This is a genomic window from Kitasatospora setae KM-6054 (genome assembly GCF_000269985.1).
GTDB classification, from domain to species: Bacteria; Actinomycetota; Actinomycetes; order Streptomycetales; family Streptomycetaceae; genus Kitasatospora; species Kitasatospora setae.
Map to the genome: position 1 here is coordinate 6,952,265 of NC_016109.1, position 24,050 is coordinate 6,976,314.

Here is a 24,050-nt window from a genome sequence, read left to right on the forward strand (position 1 = left end):
ACCCGTGGGTAGCGTTACAGAGCGGTCAGGGCGGGTAGCGACCAAGTGGTTCGTACACACCGACTACGAGGAGGTGGTTCCGGTGTCGACCCACATGTCGTCGGGCATGGAACACCATCCGGACATCCTGGCCCTGCGGGAACACGCGGAGCGCGTCACGTCCACCACCGCCGGGCAGGGCGCGGAGGCGCTCGCCATCTGCGCCGGCCTCTTCCTGGCGATCTCCCCCTGGGTGGTCGGGTTCACCGGCTTCGCCGGCCTGACCGTCAGCAACCTGGTCCTCGGCCTCGCCTACGCCGTCCTGATGGCCGGCTACGGCTCCGCCTTCGGCCGCACCCACGCCCGCGCCTGGGCCTGCGTGGCGATCGGCGCCTGGACGGTCGTCGCCCCCTGGGCGGTCAACGGCGGTGCGCACGTCCGCCGCACCATCCTGACCAACACCGTCACCGGCGGCCTGATGACCTGCCTGGCCCTCGCGGCCGTCGGCATGGTCTTCGCCGGGATGGGCATGGCCGGGCGGCACAGCAGGTAGCGGGGGACGGCGGGGGAGCCCGGGGGCCCCGGCCGGGGCCCCCGGGCGGGGTCTACTCCCGCTCCGGGCGGGTCATCCGCAGGACGTCGAGGGCCTCGTCGAGCTGGGCCTCGGTGAGCAGGCCGCGCTCGACGTAGCCGCGGTCCAGGACGACCTGGCGGATGGTCCGGCGCTCGGCCAGGGACTGCTTGGCGACCTTCGCGGCCTCCTCGTAGCCGAGGTAGCGGTTGAGCGGGGTGACCACCGAGGGGGAGGACTCGGCGTACTCGCGGGCCCGCTCGGCGTTGGCGGTGATCCCGGCGACGGCGCGGTCGGCCAGCAGCCGGGCCGAGGAGGCGAGCAGCCGGACGGACTCCAGCACGTTCCGGGCGATGACCGGGAGCATCACGTTGAGCTCGAAGTTGCCGCTCGCGCCGGCCACCGTGACGGTGGTGTCGTTGCCGACCACCTGCGCGGCGACCATCAGCACCACCTCGGGCAGCACCGGGTTGACCTTGCCGGGCATGATCGAGGAGCCGGGCTGCAGGTCGGGGAGGTTGATCTCGGCGAGGCCGGTGCGCGGGCCGGAGCCCATCCAGCGCAGGTCGTTGGCGATCTTGGTGAAGCCGGTGGCGATGGTGCGGAGCTGGCCGCTCAGCTCGACCAGGCCGTCCCGGGCGCCCTGCGCCTCGAAGTGGTCGCGGGCCTCGGTCAGCGGCAGGCCGGTGGCCCGGGCGACCTCGGCGATCACGGCGGCCGAGAAGCCCGGCGGGGTGTTGATGCCGGTGCCCACCGCCGTTCCGCCGAGCGGCAGTTCGGCGACCCGGGGGAGGGTCGCGTACAGCCGCTCGACGCCGTACCTGACCTGCGCCGCGTAGCCGCCGAACTCCTGGCCGAGGGTGACCGGGGTGGCGTCCATCAAGTGGGTCCGGCCGGACTTGACGACCGTCGCGAACGCGGCGGACTTCTCCTCCAGCGCGTGCGCCAGGTGCTCCAGCGCCGGGACCAGCTCGTGCAGCACGGCGCCGGTGGCCGCGACGTGGATCGAGGACGGGAAGACGTCGTTCGACGACTGCGAGGCGTTGACCTGGTCGTTCGGGTGGACCGGGCGGCCCAGCCGCTCGGCGGCCAGGGTGGCGATCACCTCGTTGGCGTTCATGTTGGACGAGGTGCCGGAGCCGGTCTGGAACACGTCCACCGGGAACTGGTCGTCCCAGCGGCCCTCGGCCACCTCCTCGGCCGCGGACCGGATCGCCGCCGCGGTCTCCCCGTCCAGGACGCCCAACTCGGCGTTGACCACCGCCGCCGCCGCCTTGATCCGGGCCAGCGCCGCGATGTGCGCGCGCTCCAGCCGCTGCCCGGAGACCGGGAAGTTCTCCACCGCCCGCTGGGTCTGCGCCTGCCACTTGGCCGCCGCCGGGACGCGGACCTCGCCCATCGAGTCGTGCTCGATCCGCCACTGCTGTTCGTGCTGTCCGTCCGCCATGGTCGGTACACCTCCTGGACCGGTCAGCCTTCCACGGACGCCCGGCATTCCCGGCGCGCCCCGCCCGGGCCCCGCGGACCGGCGTCGCGGACGGCCGCCGCCGTGGCGCCCTTGACCCGGCGGCGTACCGGCCGGTAGGGACAGCGGTGGCACACTCCGCCCGCACCCTCCGAGGAGCCCCGCTGTGACGACCCCCGACCCGCTCGACCCGCTGGACCTGCTCGGCGTCGACGACCTGCTCACCGAGGACGAACGGCTGATCCGCGACAGCGTCCGCGCCTTCACCGACCGGCACGTCCGGCCCGGGCTCGCCGACTGGTACGAGGCCGGCACCTTCCCGGTGCGCGAACTCGCGCCCGAACTGGGCAAGTTGGGCGTCCTCGGCATGCACCTGGAGGGCTACGGCTGCACCGGGTCGACCGCCACCGAGTACGGGGTGGCCTGCATGGAGCTGGAGGCCGCCGACTCCGGGCTGCGCAGCTTCGTCTCGGTGCAGGGCTCGCTGGCGATGCGCTCGATCCACGCGTTCGGCTCGGAGGAGCAGAAGCTGCGCTGGCTCCCGGAGTTGGCCGCCGGACAGGCCGTCGGCTGCTTCGGCCTGACCGAGCCGGAGGCCGGCTCCGACCCGGCGTCGATGCGCACCCGGGCCCGCCGGGACGGCACCGACTGGGTGCTCGACGGCGCCAAGGCGTGGATCACCAACGGCTCGGTCTCCGACGTCGCGGTGGTCTGGGCGGCCACCGAGGAGGGCGTCCGCGGCTTCCTCGTCCCGCGCGGGACACCCGGCTTCACCGCCCGCGACATCCCCGGCAAGCTCTCGCTGCGCGCCTCGGTCACCAGCGAACTCGCCTTCGACGGCGTCCGGTTGCCCGCCGGGGCGATGCTGCCGCTGGCCCGCGGCCTGCGCGCCCCGCTCTCCTCGCTCGGCGAGGCCCGCTACGGCATCCTGTGGGGCACCGTCGGCGCGGCCCGCGACTGCTACCGCACCGCCGTCCAGTACGCCCGCGACCGCGTCCAGTTCGGCCGGCCGATCGGCGGATTCCAGCTGACCCAGGCCAAACTCGTCGAGATGGCACTGGAGTTGGAGAAGGCGTACCTGGTCGCGGTGCGGATCGGCCGGCTCAAGGACGAGGGCCGCGCCCAGAGCGCGCACATCTCCTTCGGCAAGCTCAACAACGTCCGCACCGCGCTGGAGATCGCCCGCTCGGCCCGCACGATCCTCGGCGCCAACGGCATCACCACCGCCTACCCGGTGCTCCGGCACGCCAACAACCTGGAGTCGGTGCTCACTTACGAGGGCACCGCGGAGATCCACACCCTGGTCCTCGGCGAGGCGATCACCGGCGAGTCCGCCTACCGCTGAGCCCGCCGGGGGACCGTGCTCCCCCCTGCCGGCTCCACCCGCGGGGCGGCCCGGGGTCCGCCGGAAGTCGGGGATCCGGGGCGCCGGGTCAGACTTCCGGCGGACCCCGTTCGGTACCTGGTGCGCATGGATCCTCCCGGCGGGGCCGACCACCATGGAAAGGGACGGGGAACGGCACGGAAGGGGCGCGGGGCGATGAACGGCGGACGGGTGGCGACGGTGGTGCTGGGCGCGGTGGCCGCGGTGCTGCTCGCGGTGATGGTGGCACCGGCCGCCGTCCAGCGCGTGCAGGACCGGATGGACCACACCGCCCGCTACGCCAGCGGCGCCGCCGCCAAGGCCGACCGGACCGAGGTGCCGCGCTGGCTGCCCGACACGGCCACCGGCGTCGCCTTCCTCGGCTCCGACCGGCAGAACGACCGGCTGATCCGCGCCACCCTGCCCGAGCGCGCGCTGCCCGCCGACTGCACCGCCGGCCGCCCGCTCGGCGACGTCCACCTGCGGGCGCCCTGGTTCCCGCGCGACACCCCGCAGCGGGCCACCGCGCACTGCGGCCTGTACGACGTCGCGCTGGTCGGCGACCAGCTGTACGGCTGGCAGGACGCCGCCGTGGTCGCGGCCAGCCGGACCACCGGGCCGACCGGGCACTGAGCGGGTAGCGGCCGGGCCGACTGGCCACTGAGGCGGGCTCCGGCTTTCGCACGGACGGGCGGATGGGATAGGACGGGTGCGTACCCGCCACCCCAGAGGAGCCCCATCTTGCCAGGCCCGACCGTCGGACCCGACGGCGACCAGACCGTCCCCCTGCGGCCGAAGGGGGACGGCGCGGCGACCCCGCAGGGCGCCCCCTTCGCCACCGCCACCGTCATCACCCTGGGCAGCCTCGTCGCGCTCGGACCGTTCACCACCGACCTGTACCTGCCCGCCCTGCCGGACCTGACCGCCGACCTGCACTCCACCGCGCCCGCCGCCCAGCTCACCCTGACCAGCTCGCTGCTCGGCATGGTGGTCGGCCAACTGCTGTTCGGCCCGCTCAGCGACCGGCTCGGCCGCCGCCGCCCGATGCTGGCCGGCCTGGTCGCGTACACCGCCGCCAGCCTGCTGTGCGCGCTCGCCGACTCGATGCCGGTACTGGTCGCGGGCCGGATGCTGCAGGGCGCGGCGGGCTCCGTCGCGCTGGTGATCGCCCGGGCGGTGGTCCGCGACCGGCTGGAGGGCACCGCGATGATCCGGTTCCTGGCCACCATGGGCCTGATATCCGGGCTCGCCCCGATCGTCGCCCCGGTGGCCGGCGCCCAACTGCTGCACGTCACCGACTGGCGCGGCACCTTCGTCGCGCTGGCCCTGCTCGGCGCCGTGCTGACCGCCGCCTGCGCGCTCGGCGTCGGCGAGACGCTGCCGCCCGAGCGGCGGCACGGCGGCGGCCTGGGCACCACCGTCCGGGCGATCGGCGGGCTGCTGCGCGACCGGGTGTTCCTCGGCTACCTGCTGACCAGCACCTTCGCGTTCGGCGCGCTGTTCGCGTACGTCGGCGGCTCCTCGGTGGTGTTGCAGGACGTGTACCGGATCAGCCCGCAGACCTACAGCCTGGTGTTCGCGGTCAACTCGATCGCGCTGCTGGCCGGCACCCAGCTCAACGGCCGCGTCCTGGTGCAGCGCTACTCCGAGCGGACGCTGCTGGTCTCCGGCCTGACCGCCGCCGCGCTGGCCGGCGCCACCGTGGTGCTCTGCACCACCGTGTGGGACACCGGCCTGGCCGGGGTGTGGCCCGCGCTGACCCTGCTGATGGGTGCGATGGGCGTGATCCTGCCGAACGCCAACGGCCAGGCGCTCACCATGGCCCCGCACGCGGCCGGCTCCGCGTCCGCGCTGCTCGGCACCGGCACCTACCTGTGCGGCGCGGTGGTCGCCCCGCTCAGCAGCCTGGGCGGGCACCCGTCCGTGACCGCGCTCGGCACGGTCGTGCTGGGCTGCGCCCTGCTGGCGCTGGCCGCGTTCCTGCCGCTGTGCCGGAGCAAGTGACCGTCCGGCGCCGATCCGCCCGCCGCTGACCCGCTGCCGGCCCGTCCGCCGGCCCGTCCGCCGCCGGACGCTCCGGTCGGCGGCGGACGGGCCGGAGCGGATCAGCTGTGCGAGCCCTGGCGGCGGCGCACGGCCACCAGGATCCCGGCGCCGAGCGCCAGGGCCGCGGCACCGCCGACGGCGATCCCCGTGGTGTTGCCCGCGCCGGTCTCGGCGAGCTCGGGGCCCTGGTGGGCGGCCTGCGTGGTCGGCGCTGCGGTCGGCGTGGCGGTGTGCGTGCTGCCGGTCGGCGTGCTGGTGGGCGCGGCGGCGGGCGAGGACGCGGGCGCCGAGGGAGAGGGCGAGGGCTCGGCCGACGGGGAGGCCGAGGTGGCGCTGTCCACCACGGCGAAGTCGTGGGTCGCGTACCCGACGAACTGCGTGCAGACCCCGGTGCCGTTCTGGTCGGCGGCGGGCTGGTCGGAGGGGGCGGTCCAGGACAGGAACGTGTCGCTGTCGTCCTCCAGGACCGCCGACCCGCCGCTCTCGGTGGCCTGGTAGTCGCCGACCAGCGCCTTGGCGGTGGCCGCGATGCGCAGGTCGAGCGTCAGCGAGCCGCCCTTCGGGATCTGGTACTCACCGGAGTTGACGATGGAGGAGAGGTCGCCGGTGCCGAAGTCGACCTTCTTCCAGCTGCCGCCGGGCGCCTTGACCTCGACGGCGAAGGAGCCGGCCGGCAGCTCGGCGTGCAGGTAGGCGACGTAGAGCGAGGTCCGGAAGTCCTTGACGTCGTGGTTCACGGAGTTCCGGAAGGTGACGGTCGACTCCACGGCCGGGCCGCCCTTGACCAGCTCGGTCGGGAACCCCGGCCAGGTGGTGGTGAGTTCGGGGTGGTTCTGGACGCCGCCGAAGCACGACGTCTTCACCGGCACGGCCGCCGAGGCGGTGGCGGTGCCGAGACCGAGCGCGGCGGTGGCGACGGCCGCCGAGGCGGCCAGCAGACGGATGGGGCGCATGGGAAGATCCCCCCAAGAAGCGTGATGGAACGGGTGTTTCACCCGTTGAGGTCACTGTGCGAACTGTGTTGCGCGCGTGAACGATACACACGCGTGTGACCGCACGGGACGGGGGGTCGCCTGCTCCGGGCCGACCGGGCGGCGCTCAGTGCGCGCTGCCCCGGGCCAGCAGCCGGTCCCGGGCGGTGGCGGCGAAGGACGGGCCGGCCGCGGTGGCGGTGGCGTCCGCCGCGGTGCCGCCCGGGTTCTGGGTGCCGGAGACGGTCAGGTAGACGTACCGGCCGATCGCGGCGTGGGTGCCCGCGCAGCCGGAGCCGGTGCAGAACGAGGTGTGCCCGCTGGGCACCAGGCCCTGCACCTGGCCCTGGAAGCCGGCCACCACCGCGTCCGCCTGCGCCTTGCTGTCGAGCACCGCGACGCCGATGGTGACGGCGCTGTTGCCCGAGGTGTAGGTGACCCGGAGCAGCGACCGGCAGCCCTGCGCGGCCAGCACGTTGCCGAGGCCGCCGGTGGTGGCCTGCCAGCAGGTCGCGGTCTGGGCGTCGGCGAGCCGGGTCCAGGTCTTGCCGCCGACCTGCACCGTCGCGGCGGGCAGCAGCCCGGCGGGGGTGAGCGGCGCGGTGTCGGTGGCCGCCGCGGAGATCACCGTCAGCGGGTCGGGCGGCCCGGACGGGGTGGGGGCGGCCGAGGCGGACGGGCTCTTCGCCGGGCTGCCGCTCGCGCTCCGCGACGGCGTGGCGGACCTGCTCGCCGACGCGGACGCCGACGCGGAGCCGGACGCCGGGCCGGACGCGGACGGCGAGAGCGAAGCGCCCGGATCGCTCGGCGAGACGGTCGGGGACGGGTCGCCGCCGCTGTCGCCGCCGACCTCCGGCTGCCCCGGCGAGGGGGAGTCGGCCCTGACCAGCACGGTCGGGTCGGCCTTCGGCGTGCCGGGCCCGGAGGCGAGGGCCGCGACGGTGGTGATCCCGCCGACCGCGACGACGGCCGCCGTGACGATGCCGGCCGTCCGCAGCCGCTTGCGGCGCGACTGCTCGCGCTGGTGCTGGTCGGCGAGGGCCGCCCAGTCCGGTTCGTCGAACTGCACCGCGCCCGGCACGGCGCCCTGCGGGGGCGGCGGTTGCCCGTTCTGGTTCGTTCCCCACCCGTTGGTCATGGTCGCTGATCCTAGAACACCTGGAACACCCGTCCGAACGCACCGGGCCCGGACGGTGGCGGGGTGCCACCGTCCGGGCCGGGCCGTGCGGTTGAGCGGGCGTCAGGCCGCGCTCAGGCGGTGCTCAGGCCGCGCTCGGGCGGTGCTCAGGCGTTGCCCGGGCGTTGCCCGGGCGTTGCCCGGGCGGTGTCAGGCGATCGAGAAGTCGTCGCCGAAGACCGCGCCCTGGCCGTACCAGCCGTGCAGGTAGACCGTGACGGTGCCGTTCGCGCCGGTGGTGAACGGGATGGTCAGCTTGGTCCAGGAGGAGCCGTTCGCCCAGGAGGAGGCGGTGGCGCCGCCGCTGACGCCGACGTACGAGTACGGGCCCTGGACCCAGGCGGTCAGGGTGTACGCGTGGTTCGGGGCCAGGGTGACGGTCTGCTCGCACTGGCCGGTGGTGCCGGCGGTCGGGGTGGCCTGGAGGGCCTTGGAGCCGCCGTGGACCGGGGAGGAGACGACCGCGCCGCCGCTCTGGCAGGTCCAGGGGGCGAGGCTGCCGGTCTCCAGGTCACCGTTGGCCAGGCCGGTGGGCGGGGTGGTGCCGGTGACGGTCAGCGCGTAGGTGGCGGTGTGGGTCTTGCCCGCGCCGGTGCCGGTGACGGTCAGGGTGTAGGTGCCCGGGGCCGCCGCCGAGGTGGTGGCGGCGTTCAGGGTGGCGGAGCCGCCCGCGGTGACGGTGGAGGAGCTCAGCGAGGCGGTGACGCCCGCCGGGGCGCCGGAGACGGTCAGGTTGACGGTCGCGGCGGTGCCGGAGGTGACCGCGGTGTTCACGGTGCTGGTGGCGGACGCGCCGGCCTGGACGGAGCCGGCGGCGGGCGACAGGGCGACCGAGAAGTCCGAGGCGGTGGTGCCGCCGGTGACGGTCAGGGTGTAGGTCGCCGCGTGGGTGCCGCTCGCGCCGGTGCCGGTCACGGTCAGCGGGTAGCTGCCGTTCGCGACGCCCGAGGTGGTCGACAGGTTCAGGGTGGCGGAGCCGCCCGCGGTGACGGTGGAGGAGCTCAGCGAGGCGGTGACGCCCGCCGGGGCGCCGGTCACCGACAGGTTGACGCTCTGGGCCGAGCCGGAGGTGACCGCGGTGTTGACCGTGGCCGAGGTGGACGCGCCGGCCGCGACCGAGCCGGAGGCCGGGCTCAGCGACACCGAGAAGTCGTTCGCCGGCACGGTGGAGCTGGTGAACTGGGAGAAGATGTGGCTGAAGTCCCACTTGCCCTGGGCGATGCCCGAGCAGTCGTCCCGGCCGCCGGTGCCCGCGCAGCCGCCGTTGTCACGCTGCAGCGCCCAGAAGGACAGCGTGTTGATGCCCTTGGCGACGGCCCAGTTGTAGACCGTGGTGGCGTTGGCGACGGTGAAGGTCTCGGCGGCGCCGAAGTCGTCGATGCCGACCATCTCGGTGATGCCGATCGAGCCCCACAGCTGGGCCGGGGTCTTGGTCGGGTACAGCTTCGCCAGCTGGTTGTACAGGCCCTGGGCGGAGGTCTGGGTGTCCGCGGCCATGTCGTGCGCGGCGTTGTCGTAGTAGTCGAACGTCATCATGTTGACGACGTCGATCCGCGCGTTGTTGGTGACCGCGTTCTTCAGCACCGCCAGGCCGCTGGAGGCCAGGCCGCTGGTGGTGGTCGGCAGGGTGTAGCTGAACTGGATGGTGCGGCCGTTGGCCGCCGCCCAGTCCTCGACGATCTTGATCGCCTTGTTGCGGCGGTCGATGCCGGCCGTGTTGGTCAGCGAGTTGTCCTCGATGTCCAGGTCGATCCGGGTGACGTCGTAGGTGGTGATGACGCTCTCGAACGCGGCGGCGATCTGGTTGACGTCCGTGCAGGAGTCGGCGATCTCGGTGCCCGTGTTGTCGGCGGTGTAGCCGCCGAAGGACGGGATCACGTCGCCGCCGTTGGCGCGGATGGTCGCGATGTCGGCGCCGAAGATCGAGTTGGACACCGGCATCGCGGTGTCGCCGTTCCACAGCGGGGTGCAGGAGCCCTTGGTGGCGGCCTGCAGGAACGCCATGGTGAGGTGCTTGGCGCCGGACTGCGCGGCCAGGGCGGCCGGGCTCTCGCCGGTCCAGGCCTCGAAGTACGGGGCGAAGACGTGCTGCGGCAGCGGGGTGGCGGCCTGCGCGGGGGCGGAGATCAGCCCCAGCGAGGCGGCCGCCATCGCGCCGGCGGCGAGCAGCGCTTGGAGTGGTCGGTGAAGGCGCATCGAGTCTCCATCAGGCATGGGAGGATGGCCCGCGTGCCGGTGTTCGGGCACGGGGCGGGGTTCGGCCTGGTACAGGGAGTGCCGGGGTGGTGCGGGGCAATACATCGCCCCGGCCGGTGGTCACACCCCCACGATGCGTTCCGGTCGGGAAGTACAGCGGGACTCATGGTTGGTCTGGACCACTGCGTCTGTCAAGACTCTTTACAGTTCACTGCCAAGGGGTCGGCAGAGCTTTACCAACCCTTGGTGACAAGGCCCTTGACGTGCTGTCGGCCCCGCACCCGACTGCTCGGTGCGGGGCCGACGGACGGCACTCGGGGCGTACGGGTCAGCTCAGGCCGCTGCTCTTCAGCCAGTCCTTGGCGACCGCCGCCGGGTCCTCCTTGTCCACCGCGACGCGCTTCATCAGCGCGGTCAGCCCGGCGGTGTCCAGCTTCGCCGAGACCGCGTTCAGCGCCGCCGTCCCGGTGGCGTCCAGCCCGGCGGTGTTCACCAGCGGGGTGACGTTCTGCGAGCTGAACACGTTCTTCGGGTCGGCCAGCGAGACCAGCTTCAGCTGGACGATCTTCGGGTCGGTGGTGAACACGTTGCCGACCTGGATCCCGCCGTCCTTCAGCGCGTTCGCGGTGGTCTCACCGGTCGGCTTCCACTCCTTGAAGGTCAGCCCGTAGACGTCCTTGAACTGCTGCTCGCGGCGCGACTTGAACTCCGGCGGGCCGCCCACCACCAGGTCCTGGGCCTTGCCCGCCAGGTCGGCTATCGACTTCACGCCCAGCTTGTCGGCGGTCTCCTGGGTGACCGTCAGCGAGTCCTTGTCCTCGGCCGCCGACGAGTCCAGGATCGCCAGCCCGGCCGGCAGCTTCGCCTTCAGCTCGGTGTTCACCGCGTCCTTGCCGGTCGCGGTGGACTTCGCGTCCAGGTAGCCCAGCAGCGCGCCGTTGTACTCCGGCAGCACGGTCAGCGCGCCGGACTGCACCTGCCCGTACAGCACCTCCCGGCTGCCGATGTTGAACTTCTCCTCGACCTTCACGCCCTTCGCCTTCAGGGCCTGCGCGTAGATCGAGGCGAGCAGCACGTTCTCCGGGAAGTTCGCCGAACCGACCACCACGGTCTTCCCGGACGCGGCCGCCCCCGAGGAGCCGGACGCCGCCGGGGCGGAGGACTTCGCGGCCAGCGGGTCGCCGCCGCCGGAGGAGGAGCAGGCCGCCGCGCCCGTCAGCAGCAGGGCGGCGAGGGCGATTCTGACCGGACGGGTCGTCATGTGGATTCCTTTGCGAGTGCGGGGGAGCCCGCGGGATCGTCAAGTACTGCGGGTTCTGCGGTGGGTTCGGGTGCTGCGGGTGGTTCGGGGGTCGCGTCGCGGTTCCGGCGCCGGCCGGTTCCGGCGCCCGTGCCGGTGCGGCTGCCGGGCGGCGACGCGAGCCGGATGAGCAGGGCGAACAGCAGTTGGACCGCCACCGCCAGCAGCACCACCAGCAGGGCGCCGCCGACCGTGGTCGGGAAGTTCCGGGTGGCCAGCCCGTCGATCACGTACCGGCCCAGGCCGCCGAGGCCCACGTAGGCGGCGACCGTCGCGGTCGCGATCACCTGCACCGCCGCCGTCCGGACCCCCGCCAGCAGGGTCGGCGCGGCCGCTGGCACGCACACCCGCAGCAGCGTCTGCGGATGGGTCAGGCCGATGCCGCGGGCCGCGTCCCGGACGTCCGGGACGGTGCCGCGGACCCCCTCGGCAGCCGCCACCAGCATCGGCGGCGCGGCCAGCGCGGTCAGCGGCAGCAGCACCGCCGCGTCACCGACGCCCACCAGCAGCACCGCCAGCGTGACCAGGCCCAGCGTCGGCAGCGCCCGGGCCACCCCGGCCAGCGCCGTCACCACGAACAGGCCGCGCCCCGAGTAGCCGATCAGCAGCCCCAGCGGCAGCGCCACCAGTGCGGCCAGGCCGAGCGCCTCGGCGGAGAACGCCAGGTGCTCCAGCACCCGGTGGGCGATCGAGTCCGGGCCCGAGTGGTGCGCCGGATCGGCGAAGAAGTCGTGCAGCCAGCCCAGCCAGTTCACCGCGCCACCCCCCGGGCCCACGGCGCCAGCACCCGGCGGGCCGCCACCAACAGCAGGTCGGTGGCCAGCGCCAGCAGCGCCACCAGCGCGATCCCGGCCAGGATCGGGGTCGGGAAGGTCCGCTGGAAGCCGTCCACGAACAGGTAGCCCAGCCCGCCCCGGCCGACCAGCGCGCCGACCGCCGCCAGCGAGATCGACGACACCGCGGCGACCCGCAGCCCGCCGATCAGGTACGGCACCGACGCCGGCAACTCGACCGCCGCCAGCCGCCGCCACGGCCCGTACCCCATCGCGGCGGCCGCCTGCCGCACCGGCTCCGGCACCGCCCGCAGCCCGTCGACCGCGGTCGGCAGCAGCACCGCCAGCGCGTAGCAGGTCAGCGGCACCATCACGGTCTCCCGGGTGGCCAGCCCGGTGTACGGGATCAGCACCACGAACACCGCCAGCGAGGGCAGCGCGTACACCACGTTGAACACCGCCGCCAGCGGCTGGTACAGCCGCGGGAAGCGCGCGCAGGCCAGACCGAGCGGCACCGCCAGCAGCAGCCCGAGCAGCACCGGGACCAGTGCGATCACCGCGTGGTCCGCCGTCAGGTCGGCCAGGTAGCCGAGGTGGTCGCCGAGCCAGCGCCAGCGGACCAGCGGCTCACCGTCCAGCATGCGGCACCCGCTCGGGGGCGTCGGCCGGGGCCGTGGCTGTACCGGTGGCCGGGGTCGGGGCCGGGGTGGTGGCCAGGGCCTCGACGACGGCGGCGCGGCTCGCGGTGCCGACCGCCCGCCCGTCGGCGTCCACCGCGACGGCGTGGCCGGGCGCGGCGAGCAGGGCCGCGTCCAGCGCCGCGCGCAGTGAGTCCCGGGCCGGGGCGAAGGCCGGGGCCGGGTGCCGTTCGGTGCCGCGCGCCCAGTGCTCCGGCCGGCCGTCCTGGTCGAGCAGCAACTCCCACCCGTCGTACGAGGGTTGGAGCGGGGTCAGTGGAACGGCGGCGGCGCCGCGCAGGCCCAGGCCGCGCAGGCCGCGGTCGCGGCCCAGGAAGGCGGCCACGCCGGCGTCCGCCGGGGCGGTCAACAGGGTGTGCGGATCCGAGAGTTGGGCGATCTCGCCGTGCTCGCGGAGCACCACCACCCGGTCGCCGAGCCGGATCGCCTCCTCGATGTCGTGCGTCACGAACAGCACGGTCTTGCCCAACTCGGCCTGCAACCGGAGCAGTTCCTCCTGAAGGCCGGAACGGACCAGCGGGTCGACCGCGCTGAACGGCTCGTCCATCAGCAGGACCGGCGGGTCGGCCGCCAACGCCCGTGCCACGCCGACCCGTTGCTGCTGGCCGCCGGAGAGCTGCGCCGGGTAGCGGCGGGCCGTCTCCGGCGGCAGGCCGACCAGCTCCAGCAGTTCGGCGGCCCGGGCCCGGGCCCGCTTGCGGTCCCAGCCGAGCAGTCGGGGCACCGTCGCCACGTTGTCGATCACCCGGCGGTGCGGGAACAGGCCCGCCTGCTGGATCACGTACCCGATGCCGCGCCGCAGTCGGGCCGCGGGCAGGCCCGCGACGTCCGTGCCGTCCAGCAGGACCCGGCCGGCGGTCGGTACCACCATCCGGTTGACCATCCGCAGGATGGTGGTCTTTCCGCAGCCGGACGGCCCCACCAGCACGGTGGTCTTCCCGGCGGGCACCTCCAGGTCCAGGCCGCGGACGGCGACCGTGCCGTCGGGGTGGCGCTTGGCGGCGCCCTCGAATCTGATCACCGGGAGGTCCTCGGGGGGCCGGCCTGAGCCGGCCTGGATATCGAATGAATGGATGGGCGCATCGTCTGTCCGGCTTCCCGCCGCTTCCTCACCGCAAACCTTGATCCACCGAACGCGTGGGCAGCCCGGCCGCCGCCCACGCCACGAAACCGCCGTCCAGGTCGGTCGCCCGGTACAGCCCCAACTCCCGCAGCGACGCCGCCGCCAGCGAGGACGCGTACCCCTCCGAGCAGACCACGATCCAGCGCACCCCGTGGTCCACCGCCTCCGGGATCCGGTGGCTGCCGGTCGGGTCCAGCCGCCACTCCAGCACGTTCCGCTCGATCAGCAGCGCCCCCGGGATCTCCCCCTCGCGCGCCCGCTGCGCCGCCGGCCGGATGTCCACCAGCCGCGCGCCCTCGGCCACCTCGGCCCGGGCCCGGACCGGATCCGGCCGGTCCAGGCCCACCCGCGCCTTCGCCAGCAACTGGTCCACCGTCATCACCACTGCTCCGCCCCTTCCGTGGAGGTCTTCACCAGGCCGCCGACCCGCAGTTCGTAGTGCGACATCTCGCTCAGCGGCGGCGAGTACGCGTGCAGCGTCACCGCCGGCCCCTGCGCCGTGTTGCGCACGTCGTGCAGGTACTGCGGGCCGAACGCCCGCTCACTGCCCGCCGACAGCCGGCGCACCGTCAACCCGTGCTCCGGACCCGCCAGCGCCAGCTCCTCCAACTCTCCCAGCGCCACCGTGAAGGCGCCGCGCGAACCCCCGTGGTCGTGGAACCCGGTCGACTGCCCCGGCAGCCAACTGATCACCCACACCTCGTAGTCCTCCGCCAGCTCCAACCGCTCGTACCAGCGGTTCTCCGCGGACAGCCGCACCCGGTGCAGCCAGCGCTCCGGCCGCTCGGCCAGGTCGCGGACGATCCGGCGCAGCGCGTTCGGCGAGAGCGGCGGGCGGGCGGTACCGCCGGGAGCCGCGTACGCGGCGGGGCCGCGCTCGACGGCGGTGCCGGCGCCGGCGCTGCCGCTGCTGCCGCGCTCGACGGTGGTGCTGCCGCTGCGCTCGGGGGCGAGGTCGATGCTCATGGGGTCCTCCGGGGTGCGCCGGGGGCGCGGCCGCCGCCGCGGGTGCGGGTGCGCGGGGCACGGCACGGTACGGCGGACGGAGCGCGCGGACGGCGGGAAAGGGACTGCTCGGGGCGGCTGACGGGGTGCGCCGGACCCTGGGGGCGTCACAGGGCGGGCGCGGAGGCTACGCGGAGAGCGTCAACAACAGCAGGCACACATGTCGCTCGCCTGGCGTCGCAGATCGACGTGCAGGCGGCAGACCAGGAAGGTGCCGGAGTTCATGCCGCCGATGGTTCACGACCCGACGGCGGCCCGTCAAGTTCCGCCACGCGGATGGCCGCATCGTGGACTCCACGGTCCCGGATCCCGGACGCGCCGACGGCCCGCGCTCCGGGGAGGGCGCGGGCCGTCGGGGGTTCTCGGGATGCTCACCGGGTCACTGGTCGTCCTGGGTGGCGTTGTCGTCGGCCTGCGCGGCGGCGCTGTCCGCCGCGTCCACCTTCTGCCGCTGCTGCTGCACCTGCGCGTCGTCCGGGGCGCCGCCGCCACCGGACGGGCCGCCCGGGGTCGGGCCGCACGCCGCCAGCAGGGCGACGGCGGCCAGCGCCACCGCGGCGAGCGCCGCCCGGGCCGCGGGCCGACGGCTCACTTCGCGGCCGCCGGGGCGTTCTTCGCGCACCAGTCGGCCACCTGGCCGAGGTCCGCCTTGCGGGTCTGCAACGTCGGCAGCAGGCTCCGGCGGAAGGTCAGCCGGTCGTTCAGGTACTTCTCGATCTCGGCGTGCCCCGCCTTGTGGGCGTTGTCCACCCGCTGCTGCAGCCGCGCCACCGAGCCCACCACGCCGGCGTCGCCGTTCAGCCGCGCCAGCGCCTTGTCGACCCGCTCCTGCGTCTTCGGCAGCCGCTTGCACACCGCCTTCGCCCCGTCTCCCTTCGGCGCGCCGGCCGCCTGCGCGGGCCCCGCGGCCAGCAACGCGCCCGCCAACGCCAACACCCCGACGGCCGCCGCCGCACGGTTGATGCGCATGGGTGTCCCCTTCGCTCGAATTCCCTCGGACTCCGGCCGGGATCCCCCGGCCGGGCACGACAGTAGGGAGCCTTCTTGTGGAAACCCTGTGGAACACCGAGCGGCCCGCCCGGACGCGGTCCACCCGCGCCAGCCGGGCCGCAGTGGCTTCAGGGGCGCCGGTCCTCGCTCAACCAGTCGCGGAGGGAGGGGAGTTGCACGGTCGGCGCGTCGAGCCGGAGCAGCGGCAGCCGGATCTCCAGGCGGCAGCCCGGGCCGTCCGGGCGGTCGGTGAGCAGGGCGGATCCCCGGTGCAGGGCGGCCTGTTGGGCGACCAGGGTCAGCCCGAGGCCGGAGCCCGGACTGTCCGGACGCCGGTGGAAGCGGTGGAAGACCGCGGCCCGCTCGGCGGGCGGGACGCCCGGGCCGGTGTCGTCCACGGTGAGGCGGGCGGTGGTGCCCTCGACCCGCAGCCGGACCGCCACCTCGGCCGGGCGGTCGGCGACCCGGCCGTGCACGGCCGCGTTGCCCAGCAGGTTGGCGAGCAGGATGCGCAGGCCCGCGTCCCAGCCGAACACCCGTGCCTCGATCGGAAGTTCGGTGCGGAAGACGGTGTCCGGGTGGTGGCGGGCGGCCTCGGCGACGGCGCCGTCCACCAGCTCCGCCAGGTCGACCGGGCCGAACGCCGAGACCTCCACCAGGTCGCCCCGGGCCAGCGCGGACAGCGCGCTCAGCAGGTCCAGCATCCGGGCGTGGTCCTGCTGCAACTCGGCCACCACCTCGGCGCGTTCGTCCGCCGGCAGGCCGGGGTGGGCGGCCAGCACGTCCAGGTTGGTGCGCAGGCTCATCAGCGGGGTGCGCAACTCGTGCGAGGCCGCCGAGGAGAACGACCGCGCGGTGTCCAGCGCCTGCGCCGTCCGGGCCGCCTGCTCGTCGTAGCGGGACAGCAACAGCGCGATCGCGCCCGAGAGTTCGTCCACCTCGGCGGTGCCCGTCCGGGCGTGCGCGAACGCGGCGTGCCCCGTCCGGGGGTCGAGCGCCGCCGCCCGGCGGCCCAGCCGGCGCAGCGGCAGGGTGGCCCGCTCGGCCAGCCCGAAGGCGACCAGCCCCGAAAGCGGTGCCGCGACCAGCGCCACCAGCAGCACCCGCCGCCGCACCGCCCGCAGCTCCTCGGCCGGCTCCCCGGCCGGGGCCAGCACCCAGAGCGTCCCGGCGGTGCTCCCGCTGTTCACCCGGACGGTCAGCACCCGCCAGGACGCGCCGTCCTGGGCGACCGTGACGGCCTTCCCGCCCGGCGCGTCCGGCAGCAGCCCCGGATCGTCCGGCTGCGAGCCCGCCGTCAGCAGCACCGTGCCGTCCGCGGCGGTCAGCCGGATGCCCGCGTCCAGCGCCGCGTCCATCAGCTTGCGCTGCTGGTTCTGCTCGGCCTTCGGGCGCCCCCGGCTGTCGGCCGCCAGCAGCGCCCGGGCGTTGGGCAGGACGGCGGCCGCGCGGTTGTTCAACTGGGCGTCCTGGCGCCGGTGCAGGTCCGCGTCGACCAGCGGCAGCAGCAACAGCCCCGCCGCCGCCACCAGCAGCGGCACCAGCACCGCAGCCCCGATCGCGATCCGGGTCGACAGCTTCACCGGCCCGGCCCGCCCTCGCCGCCTGCCCCGCCCGGCGTGCTGTCGGTGTTCGGCGCGCGCAGCACGAACCCCACGCCGCGCACCGTGTGCACCGTCCGGGGGCGGCCGCCGGCCTCCAACTTCCGCCGCAGGTAGGAGACGAAGGTGTCCACGGCGTCGCTGCGCACCTCGAAGTCGTAGCCCCAGACCCGGTCCAGCAGCACCTCCCGGGAGAGCACCAGTCCGGCGTTCCGGGCGAGTTGGGCGAGCAGTTCGAACTCGCGCCTGGTCAGCCGGAGTTCGTCCTCCTCCCAGAAAGCCTGTCGGGTCTCCGGGTGGATCCGCAGCGGCCCGACCCGGATCAGGTCGGTGGGCTGCGGCGGGCGGCGGCGCAGCAGCGCGTGCAGCCGCAGCACCAACTCCTCCAGTGCGAACGGCTTCACCAGGTAGTCGTCCGCGCCCGCTTGCAACCCGGCGACCCGGTCGGCGAGTTCGTCCAGCGCGGAGAGCATCAGCACCGGGGTGTCGTCCGCCCGGGCCCGCAGCGTCCGGCAGACGTCCGTCCCGGAGAGGCCCGGCATCCCGACGTCCAGCACCAGCACGTCCGGCGGGTCCGGGGCGTCCCCGGCCAGCCGGGACAGCGCCTGCGCGCCGTCCGCCGCGACCTCCACCCGGAAGCCGCTCAGCCGCAGCCCGCGCTCCAGGCTCCGCCGGATCGCCGCGTCGTCGTCCACCACCAGCACCCGCCCGGCCATCCGCCGCACCTCCGCTCAGCCCGCGTTCCCGCGGCCACGACTGTCGCACGGGGCCGGCCGCCGCGGGGCGGCGGGGGCGGGGGCTTTACGGTTCGTCGTGCCAGGAGAAGGCGGTGATGCGCCAGCCGTCCGGGGTGTGGGCGAACTGGAAGGTCTTGGTGCCGCCGCCCTCGTAGGGCTCGCCGTCGAGCACACCGGACTTGCGGTAGCCGCCGGTCCGGGAGGCGACCCGGCCGGCGATGTCGGTGCGCTCGTCGACCTCCCACTCGTGGAAGTCGGTCAACCTCCCGTCGGACAGCAGGAGTTCGCGCGGGGCGACGAACTCCTCGACGGTGTACGCGGTGTACGAGGGGCCGGTGGCCACGATGATCCCGCCGGGCAGCATCAGCCGTCGCAGCCGCCCGACGTCGGCCGGGCCGCCGTGCCGGTTGTCGAACGCGGCGTAGAACTCGGCGGTGATCCGGTCGAGTTCGGCCTTGGCCGTGGGGTCGCTCGCAGACATGGCCCGCACAGTAACATTGCACACCCGCCGAGCGGGAGGCCTGCGGGAGACCTGCGGGAGACCTGCGGCGGAACGGCGGGAACCCGGTTGCCGGTGCCCGCCCCGGCGGTCGAGAATCCCCGGCATGACTTCTGTGATCCGCCATGTGACCATCGACAGCCTCGACCCGTACCGCCTCGCCTCGTTCTGGTCGGAGGTGCTCGGCCAGCCGCTGCACGAGGAGGACTTCCCCGGCGACCCGCAGGCGCTGATCGAGGCGGCGGGCCTGCTGTTCGTGACCGTCCCGGAGGGCAAGGAGCGCAAGAACCGGATCCACTTCGACCTCCAGCCCGAGGACCGGACCCGGGACGAGGAGGTCGAGCGGCTGCTGGCGCTGGGCGCGACGCGGGTCGCCGACCAGCGGCGGCCGGACGGCACGGGCTGGGTGGTGCTCGCAGACATCGAGGGCAACGAGTTCTGCGTGGAGCGCAGCAAGGGCGAGCGCGGGCTCTGAGCCCCGGACCCGGGCCCCGGGCGCGGGTTTCGGACGCGGATGGTGGGCGGGCCGTCGTAGGGTGGCCGAAGTTCCGTCGGGGGGTGGGGTGTTGGCGGCTTTTCCGTGCCCGCATTTGACCACGTACTGTCACTATCTATGATCTCAGCGTGTTCACCTGCCCATCGTGGGGCAGGGATTCGGAATCGTGGGGGAACACATGGGGACGTGGGAGACGAACGACAGCGCGGAACAGCCAGCACTGCGCGCGCTGTTGAAGGCGGTGACCGGCCTGGTCGGGCCACTGCTCGAACGGACGGGTGAGATCTTCGCCGCGCACAAGGTGCCGTTCTCGCAGGCCGGCCTGCTCGCCGAACTGCACGAGCGCGGCGGCCCGCAGCGGATGGTGACGCTCGCCCAACTGCACGGTGTGGCGCCGCGGACGATGACCTCGCTGGTCGAGGGACTGGAGAAGCGCGGACTGGTCGACCGGACCACCGACCCGGCCGACCGCCGGGTCACCCTGGTCACCGTCAGCACCCGGGGCCAGGCCCTGATGCGGCGGATCGAGGAGGCCAGGGACGCCTTCGCCGCCGAGATCTTCAGCCCGCTGTCGGCCGCCGACCGTTCGGCGCTGCTGGCCCTGCTGGGGAAGGCGGGCCCGGTGGTGCGCGGGGCGTGAGCACGCCCGGGGAGGCGGCGGTCGCGACCGCCGCCTCCCCGGGCCGTCCGGCAGCCGTCCGGTGGGCCGGGGTGAATCCTTTCCGGCGGCCCGGTCCTCTCATGGGTACGACGCCGACGGTCACGGACACCGGACGGCACGGACAACCCGGAGGACGCCATGACGGTCGCGGTTCTGGTCGGTGCGGGCGCGGTGCTGCTCTGCACCTGCGTGCTGGTGCTCAAGCGGAAGCGGGGGAGCCGTGGTTGAGACCCGCTGGCCCGCCGAGGAGGTGATCGCCGCGGCGCGCGGCGGCGACCGGGACTCGCTGACCGTCCTGGTCGAGGGCGCGCACCCGAACGTCCGCCGCTTCGCGCACTCGCTGTGCGCCAGCCCCGAGGACGCGGAGGACGCCGCCCAGGAGGCGCTGATCATCCTCTACCGGCGGATCGGCATGCTGCGGGCGACCGGCGCGCTCGCCTCCTGGCTGTTCCGGATCGTCCGCAACGAGTGCCTGCGCCGGGCCCGCACGCTCCGTCCGGCCGCCGACACCGCATCGGACGAGGCCCCCGGCGGGCCGGCCGCCTCCGCCGAGGAGGAGGCCCTGCGGCGGCTCGACGTCCGGCGGGTCACCGCCGCGATCGCCGCGCTCCCCGCCGACCAGCGCCGCGTGCTGATCATGCGCGACCTCCAGGGCCTCGGCGGCCGCGCCGTCGCCGACGCGCTCGGACTCAGCACCGCCGCCATGAAGTCCCGGCTGCACCGGGCCCGGACCGCCGTCCGGGCCGAACTCGGCGGCGACCCGGAGGAACGGCGGTGAGCGCCCGCGCGGTCGGCGGGCGCGCGGACGGTGGGCGTACGGTCGGCGGACGTACGGTCGGCGGGCGCGCCGACTTCGCCAGTGCCACCCTCGCGCGCCACCTGCTCCGCGGCGCCGCCGGTTTCGGTGCGATCGCCGCCGGGCTCGGCCTCGTGCCGGTCCTCGGCCCGTTCGCGCTCCTGCTCGTCCCCGTCGGCCTGTTCGCGCTCCGCGGCTGCCCGATGTGCTGGACGATCGGCCTGCTGCAGACGCTCTCCCGGGGCCGCCTGCGACGCGACTGCCGGGACGGCGTCTGCCGGGTGGCGCCCCGGCCGAAGGAGGGCTGACCGCCGGACGCCGCCGGCCGCGCGCCGACGGGGGTGGTGCGCGGCGCGGTGGCGGGGCAACGCCGGGGGCCGGCGGGCGGATTGTCGGATGAGCGGGCTGATCCGCCGGGTGGGGGAACGGCCGACGGTTCTGCGTCGTCCTGGGCGGGTGGTCCAGCAGACTCGGGTTGACGGGCGGCCCCCGTCCCGCCGGGTGGCCGGAGTGCGCCCGGCGGAGGCAGCCGAGCGGCCGGAGGACCCGCCATGAGCCCAGCCCCCGCGTACCGCCTCCAGGTCGAGGCCCCGCAGCTTCCGCACCCCCTTTCGACCGGCTCGACCGGCTCGACCGTTTCGGCCGTTTCCGGCGGGGTGTTGGACGCGCTGATCGGGCGGATCCCCGTGCCGGAGCCGCACCCGCACGCCGGGGCGCTGCGCGACGAGGCCGCGAACTGGCTCGCCGGTACCGGGCTGTTGGACCGGGACGGGATCGAACGGCTGCTGGAGCAGGAGCACTTGGAGCTGGCGTCGCGCTGCTGGGGCGACGTGCCGCTCGGACCGGCGCTGCGGGCCGGCGTGCAGTGGCTGCTGCTCGGTTGGATCCTGGACGACCACTTCGACCGGCAGTGGCTCGACGACCCGTCCGACGAACCGGACCGCACGGTACGCGAGTTGGCCGCGCTGCTGGCCCCGGAACTCGCCCCCGGCGCGGTCGCGACCGCGCCGAGGACCGCGCTGGCCAGGGCCTTCCGCACCCTGTGGCAGGACAGCATCGCACTCGCCGGACCGGCCTGGCGGGCCCGGCAGACCGCCGACTTCCGCAGCTACCTGGAGAGTTCGCTGGACTTCCGGCGGCTGCACGGCACCACGCCGACCGTCCCGCAGTACCTCTCGCACCGGGACCAGGACGGCGCCGTCCGCTGCGCCGCCGGGGCGGTCGAGCTGGCGCACCGGCTCGACCTGTCCGCGCTGTTCCACGACCACCCCCAACTGGTCGACCTGCGGGCCCGGCTGGACCACCTGGTCGGCTGGGCCAACGACCTCTGCTCGTACCGGGTGGAGGCCGCCGTCGGCCACGGGAACAACCTGCTGAGCGCACTGGAGGTGCACGAGCGGCTGCCCCGGGGCGCCGCCGCCGCGAAGGTCGCCGCGCTCTGCGCGGCCGAGCTCGACACGTTCGAGTTCCTGGCCGACGGCGTCGCCCGCGGCTCGCACTGGCCGCCCCAGGTGCGCTGCTACGTCCGGGCGCTGGTCCGTTTCGCGCACGCCCTGCTGCACTGGACGGCGAGCAGCGTCCGCTACCGCCCCGAGGCGGTGCCGCCGCCCCGGGGCGGCTGACAGCGGGTCCGTTCAGGCGGGCGGCGGGCGGTTCGCGCGGGCGGCGGGCGGCCGGAACCGGGCGGGTCGGGGCGGGCGTCCTCCGGGGTGGACGGGCGCACGGGGTTGCCCGCCGGAACGCCGGGCAGGAGAACGCCATGGGAATCTTCAGCTGGATCATCCTCGGGCTCCTCGCCGGAGCCGTCGCCAAGCTCCTGCTGCCCGGGAAGGACCCGGGCGGCCTGATCGTCACCACCCTGATCGGCATCGCCGGCTCGTTCCTCGGCGGGTGGCTGTCCTCGAAGATCCTGCACAAGTCGGTGAACGTGCACTTCTTCGACCTGCCGACCTGGATCTCCGCGATCGCCGGCGCACTCGTCCTGCTCATCGCCTACCGACTGGTCTTCGGCAGGTCGCGCGACTGACCGCAAGTCGCTTGGCTGACCGCGCCGTTGACCGGGTGCCCCCGGCCGCCCGCCCACCCGCTCGTTCGCGAGGCGGGCGGGCGAGGCCGGGGGCACCCGCGCGTTCAGAGCGGCGGCAGGGGCTCCTGCGCCTCCAGCCAGGCCGCCGGGGCGGTGCCGAGGCCGGTGCGGGCCGCGACCACGCCGCCCGCGATCGCGCAGGTGGTGTCCAGGTCGCCCCAGCCGGCCAGGGTCTGCCAGAGCGCCTCGACCGGGTCGTCGAGGTGCCCGGCGGCGGACCAGAGCGCGAACGGGACGGTGTCCTGCGCCGAGACCCGGAAGCCGGAGCCGAGCACCGTCGCGGCGTGCCGCACGCTCATCCCGGCCGGGAAGCGGGCCGCGATCCGCAGCCCCGAGCGGACGTCGCTCTCCGGCAGCAGGTCGGCGACCCCGGTCAGGAACGCGGCCCGGCCGGGCGCGGCCGCACCCCGCGAGCGGACGGCCAGCGCGGCGGCCAGCGCCACCGCCACCGCGCCCGCCGCCGCCTCCGGGTGCGCGTGGGTGGCCCGGGCGGAGCGTCCGGCCTGCTCGGCGACGGCCGCCAGGTCGTCCGCGAACCAGGCGCCGAGCGGGGCGACCCGCATCGCCGCCCCGTTGCCGTGCGACCCCTGCCCGCCGAACAGCGCCGACGTCACCGCCAGGTGGTCCGCCCCGTCCTGCACGGCCCGCAGCACCCGGTGCATCGACGGCCCGTACTTCCGGTCCGGGAACGCCGTGTACTCGGCCGCGAACTCCCGGGCCAGCGCGGCCGGTTCGACCTCGCCGCGACCCCGCAGGTGCCGGACCAGGACGATCGCCATCGCGGTGTCGTCCGTCCAGGGCCAGGGCGCCGGGCGGACGGTCCGGGCCGCGACCTCCGCCGGGTCCTGGTCGACCGGCGGGTGGAACCAGCGGTCACCGAACGCGTCGCCCAGGGCCAGCCCGCGGAGGCTGTCGAGGGCGGGCGGCGGGACGGGACGGACGGCGGACACCGGGCACTCCAGGGGGGATCGGGGCTGGTGGGGAGGATTGTCCCGTTCCGGATCGGCCGCCCGCCGACGGATTCCCCGGCCCGCGGCGGCCGGTGGCGGTCGGCGGCGACCCGCGGCGGTGAGCGACGGCGGTCGCTACCCGGAGTCATCCCGTCGGCGCCCGGGGCCATCCGACTGGTACCAAAGGCTGATGCGCGGACACCCGATGTGACGGGGTTCGCTCGATCGTGGGCGGTTCGTGCTGCCGAAGCGCCCCCGGGGGTCCAAGGTGGGGGCAGGACGCACTCGGAAGATCGCGTCCCGCTCGCCGTGCCAGGTCCGGGCCCGCGCACGCGCCCCGACGGACGCCGTCCGCCGGGCACGCGCCCCCCGGCCCGTCGCGGCGCGCTGAGCGGCAGGCCACCTCGCAGGGAGGCGAACCGATCTTCTAGGCTCGCTCATCGGTCCCCTGCCACGGTGCCCGTCCGCGCCGAGGAGCGGAGACCGACGTCCCCGGGCCCCGGGCCGAGCCGGAGCCGCGGACCGAGCGAGGAGGACGCAGTGTTGCCCAGCCCGAGGTCGCACCGT

At 74.9% G+C, this 24,050-nt stretch carries 26 protein-coding genes; 10 read left to right on the forward strand and 16 right to left on the reverse strand.

Going from position 1 to position 24,050, the window contains the following annotated elements; translation table 11 throughout:
- Positions 1 to 82: 82 nt before the first annotated feature.
- The gene (locus tag KSE_RS30580; RefSeq protein WP_014139245.1) at positions 83 to 532 is read left to right on the forward strand and encodes an SPW repeat protein; all 450 of its coding nucleotides are present in this window, start codon (positions 83 to 85) and stop codon (positions 530 to 532) included.
- 52 nt (positions 533 to 584) lie between these two features.
- Here the strand turns inward: KSE_RS30580 and KSE_RS30585 are convergent, their stop codons facing one another.
- On the reverse strand, positions 585 to 1,997 hold the full coding sequence (locus tag KSE_RS30585) for a class II fumarate hydratase (RefSeq protein WP_014139246.1): 1,413 nt from the start codon (positions 1,995 to 1,997) through the stop codon (positions 585 to 587).
- A 184-nt stretch (positions 1,998 to 2,181) separates the two neighbouring features.
- Between KSE_RS30585 and KSE_RS30590 the strand changes: the two genes are divergently transcribed.
- The 3 genes from KSE_RS30590 (at position 2,182) to KSE_RS30600 (ending at position 5,382) form a co-directional block, all read left to right on the forward strand.
- Positions 2,182 to 3,360 carry an acyl-CoA dehydrogenase family protein gene (locus tag KSE_RS30590; RefSeq protein ID WP_014139247.1) on the forward strand — a complete coding sequence of 393 codons (1,179 nt, stop codon included), beginning with the start codon at positions 2,182 to 2,184 and terminating at the stop codon, positions 3,358 to 3,360.
- A 195-nt stretch (positions 3,361 to 3,555) separates the two neighbouring features.
- A complete protein-coding gene (locus KSE_RS30595) occupies positions 3,556 to 4,011 on the forward strand; it encodes a hypothetical protein (protein WP_014139248.1) in 456 nt (151 codons plus the stop codon).
- Between the two features lie 108 nt (positions 4,012 to 4,119).
- Positions 4,120 to 5,382: a multidrug effflux MFS transporter gene (locus KSE_RS30600; protein ID WP_014139249.1), complete on the forward strand. Its 1,263-nt coding sequence runs from the start codon at positions 4,120 to 4,122 to the stop codon at positions 5,380 to 5,382.
- Between the two features lie 101 nt (positions 5,383 to 5,483).
- Here the strand turns inward: KSE_RS30600 and KSE_RS38920 are convergent, their stop codons facing one another.
- The 14 genes from KSE_RS38920 to KSE_RS30670 all read right to left on the reverse strand — a co-directional run bounded on the left by KSE_RS38920 (position 5,484) and on the right by KSE_RS30670 (position 18,476).
- Positions 5,484 to 6,377 (reverse strand): LPXTG cell wall anchor domain-containing protein, encoded by an 894-nt coding sequence (locus tag KSE_RS38920; protein WP_014139250.1) that lies wholly within the window; start codon positions 6,375 to 6,377, stop codon positions 5,484 to 5,486.
- 145 nt (positions 6,378 to 6,522) lie between these two features.
- Positions 6,523 to 7,533, reverse strand: a complete 1,011-nt coding sequence (locus KSE_RS38925) for a hypothetical protein (protein WP_051055436.1) — start codon at positions 7,531 to 7,533, stop codon at positions 6,523 to 6,525.
- A 189-nt stretch (positions 7,534 to 7,722) separates the two neighbouring features.
- Positions 7,723 to 9,768 (reverse strand): glycosyl hydrolase family 18 protein, encoded by a 2,046-nt coding sequence (locus KSE_RS30615; RefSeq protein ID WP_014139252.1) that lies wholly within the window; start codon positions 9,766 to 9,768, stop codon positions 7,723 to 7,725.
- 328 nt (positions 9,769 to 10,096) lie between these two features.
- Positions 10,097 to 11,029, reverse strand: coding sequence for an ABC transporter substrate-binding protein (locus KSE_RS30620; RefSeq protein WP_014139253.1), 933 nt, complete (start codon positions 11,027 to 11,029; stop codon positions 10,097 to 10,099).
- Positions 11,026 to 11,823 carry an ABC transporter permease gene (locus KSE_RS30625; protein WP_014139254.1) on the reverse strand — a complete coding sequence of 266 codons (798 nt, stop codon included), beginning with the start codon at positions 11,821 to 11,823 and terminating at the stop codon, positions 11,026 to 11,028. Before KSE_RS30625 ends, KSE_RS30620 begins: the two co-directional genes overlap by 4 nt.
- A complete protein-coding gene (locus tag KSE_RS30630) occupies positions 11,820 to 12,482 on the reverse strand; it encodes an ABC transporter permease (protein WP_014139255.1) in 663 nt (220 codons plus the stop codon). Before KSE_RS30630 ends, KSE_RS30625 begins: the two co-directional genes overlap by 4 nt.
- Entirely contained in the window at positions 12,469 to 13,560 is a 1,092-nt protein-coding gene (locus tag KSE_RS30635; RefSeq protein WP_014139256.1) for an ABC transporter ATP-binding protein, read from the reverse strand. The genes KSE_RS30630 and KSE_RS30635 overlap by 14 nt, the downstream gene beginning before the upstream one ends.
- An 88-nt stretch (positions 13,561 to 13,648) precedes the next feature.
- Positions 13,649 to 14,041, reverse strand: a complete 393-nt coding sequence (locus KSE_RS30640; protein WP_033257579.1) for a rhodanese-like domain-containing protein — start codon at positions 14,039 to 14,041, stop codon at positions 13,649 to 13,651.
- Positions 14,041 to 14,628: a cysteine dioxygenase gene (locus KSE_RS30645; RefSeq protein ID WP_014139258.1), complete on the reverse strand. Its 588-nt coding sequence runs from the start codon at positions 14,626 to 14,628 to the stop codon at positions 14,041 to 14,043. The genes KSE_RS30640 and KSE_RS30645 overlap by 1 nt, the downstream gene beginning before the upstream one ends.
- 418 nt (positions 14,629 to 15,046) lie before the next feature.
- Positions 15,047 to 15,259 carry a hypothetical protein gene (locus KSE_RS30650; RefSeq protein WP_014139259.1) on the reverse strand — a complete coding sequence of 71 codons (213 nt, stop codon included), beginning with the start codon at positions 15,257 to 15,259 and terminating at the stop codon, positions 15,047 to 15,049.
- Complete coding sequence (locus KSE_RS30655; RefSeq protein WP_014139260.1) at positions 15,256 to 15,636, reverse strand: hypothetical protein; 381 nt, start codon at positions 15,634 to 15,636, stop codon at positions 15,256 to 15,258. Before KSE_RS30655 ends, KSE_RS30650 begins: the two co-directional genes overlap by 4 nt.
- A 149-nt stretch (positions 15,637 to 15,785) precedes the next feature.
- Entirely contained in the window at positions 15,786 to 17,240 is a 1,455-nt protein-coding gene (locus tag KSE_RS30660; RefSeq protein ID WP_014139261.1) for a sensor histidine kinase, read from the reverse strand.
- Positions 17,237 to 17,974 carry a response regulator transcription factor gene (locus tag KSE_RS30665; protein ID WP_014139262.1) on the reverse strand — a complete coding sequence of 246 codons (738 nt, stop codon included), beginning with the start codon at positions 17,972 to 17,974 and terminating at the stop codon, positions 17,237 to 17,239. Before KSE_RS30665 ends, KSE_RS30660 begins: the two co-directional genes overlap by 4 nt.
- 85 nt (positions 17,975 to 18,059) lie before the next feature.
- A complete protein-coding gene (locus KSE_RS30670; RefSeq protein WP_014139263.1) occupies positions 18,060 to 18,476 on the reverse strand; it encodes a DUF4440 domain-containing protein in 417 nt (138 codons plus the stop codon).
- A gap of 124 nt (positions 18,477 to 18,600) precedes the next feature.
- On the opposite strand from KSE_RS30670, the gene KSE_RS30675 reads away from it, so the two are divergent.
- The 6 genes from KSE_RS30675 to KSE_RS30700 all read left to right on the forward strand — a co-directional run bounded on the left by KSE_RS30675 (position 18,601) and on the right by KSE_RS30700 (position 22,473).
- Positions 18,601 to 18,969, forward strand: coding sequence for a VOC family protein (locus tag KSE_RS30675; protein WP_014139264.1), 369 nt, complete (start codon positions 18,601 to 18,603; stop codon positions 18,967 to 18,969).
- Between the two features lie 187 nt (positions 18,970 to 19,156).
- Positions 19,157 to 19,630 (forward strand): MarR family winged helix-turn-helix transcriptional regulator, encoded by a 474-nt coding sequence (locus KSE_RS30680; protein WP_148283180.1) that lies wholly within the window; start codon positions 19,157 to 19,159, stop codon positions 19,628 to 19,630.
- A 241-nt stretch (positions 19,631 to 19,871) separates the two neighbouring features.
- Positions 19,872 to 20,429 (forward strand): RNA polymerase sigma factor, encoded by a 558-nt coding sequence (locus tag KSE_RS30685; protein ID WP_014139266.1) that lies wholly within the window; start codon positions 19,872 to 19,874, stop codon positions 20,427 to 20,429.
- Complete coding sequence (locus KSE_RS30690) at positions 20,426 to 20,755, forward strand: hypothetical protein (RefSeq protein ID WP_014139267.1); 330 nt, start codon at positions 20,426 to 20,428, stop codon at positions 20,753 to 20,755. The genes KSE_RS30685 and KSE_RS30690 overlap by 4 nt, the downstream gene beginning before the upstream one ends.
- Before the next feature lie 243 nt (positions 20,756 to 20,998).
- Positions 20,999 to 22,069: a terpene synthase family protein gene (locus KSE_RS30695; protein ID WP_014139268.1), complete on the forward strand. Its 1,071-nt coding sequence runs from the start codon at positions 20,999 to 21,001 to the stop codon at positions 22,067 to 22,069.
- A 137-nt stretch (positions 22,070 to 22,206) separates the two neighbouring features.
- Positions 22,207 to 22,473, forward strand: a complete 267-nt coding sequence (locus KSE_RS30700; RefSeq protein WP_014139269.1) for a GlsB/YeaQ/YmgE family stress response membrane protein — start codon at positions 22,207 to 22,209, stop codon at positions 22,471 to 22,473.
- 104 nt (positions 22,474 to 22,577) lie between these two features.
- On the opposite strand, the gene KSE_RS30705 is transcribed toward KSE_RS30700, so the two are convergent.
- Positions 22,578 to 23,483, reverse strand: coding sequence for an ADP-ribosylglycohydrolase family protein (locus KSE_RS30705; RefSeq protein ID WP_014139270.1), 906 nt, complete (start codon positions 23,481 to 23,483; stop codon positions 22,578 to 22,580).
- Positions 23,484 to 24,050 lie beyond the last annotated feature (567 nt).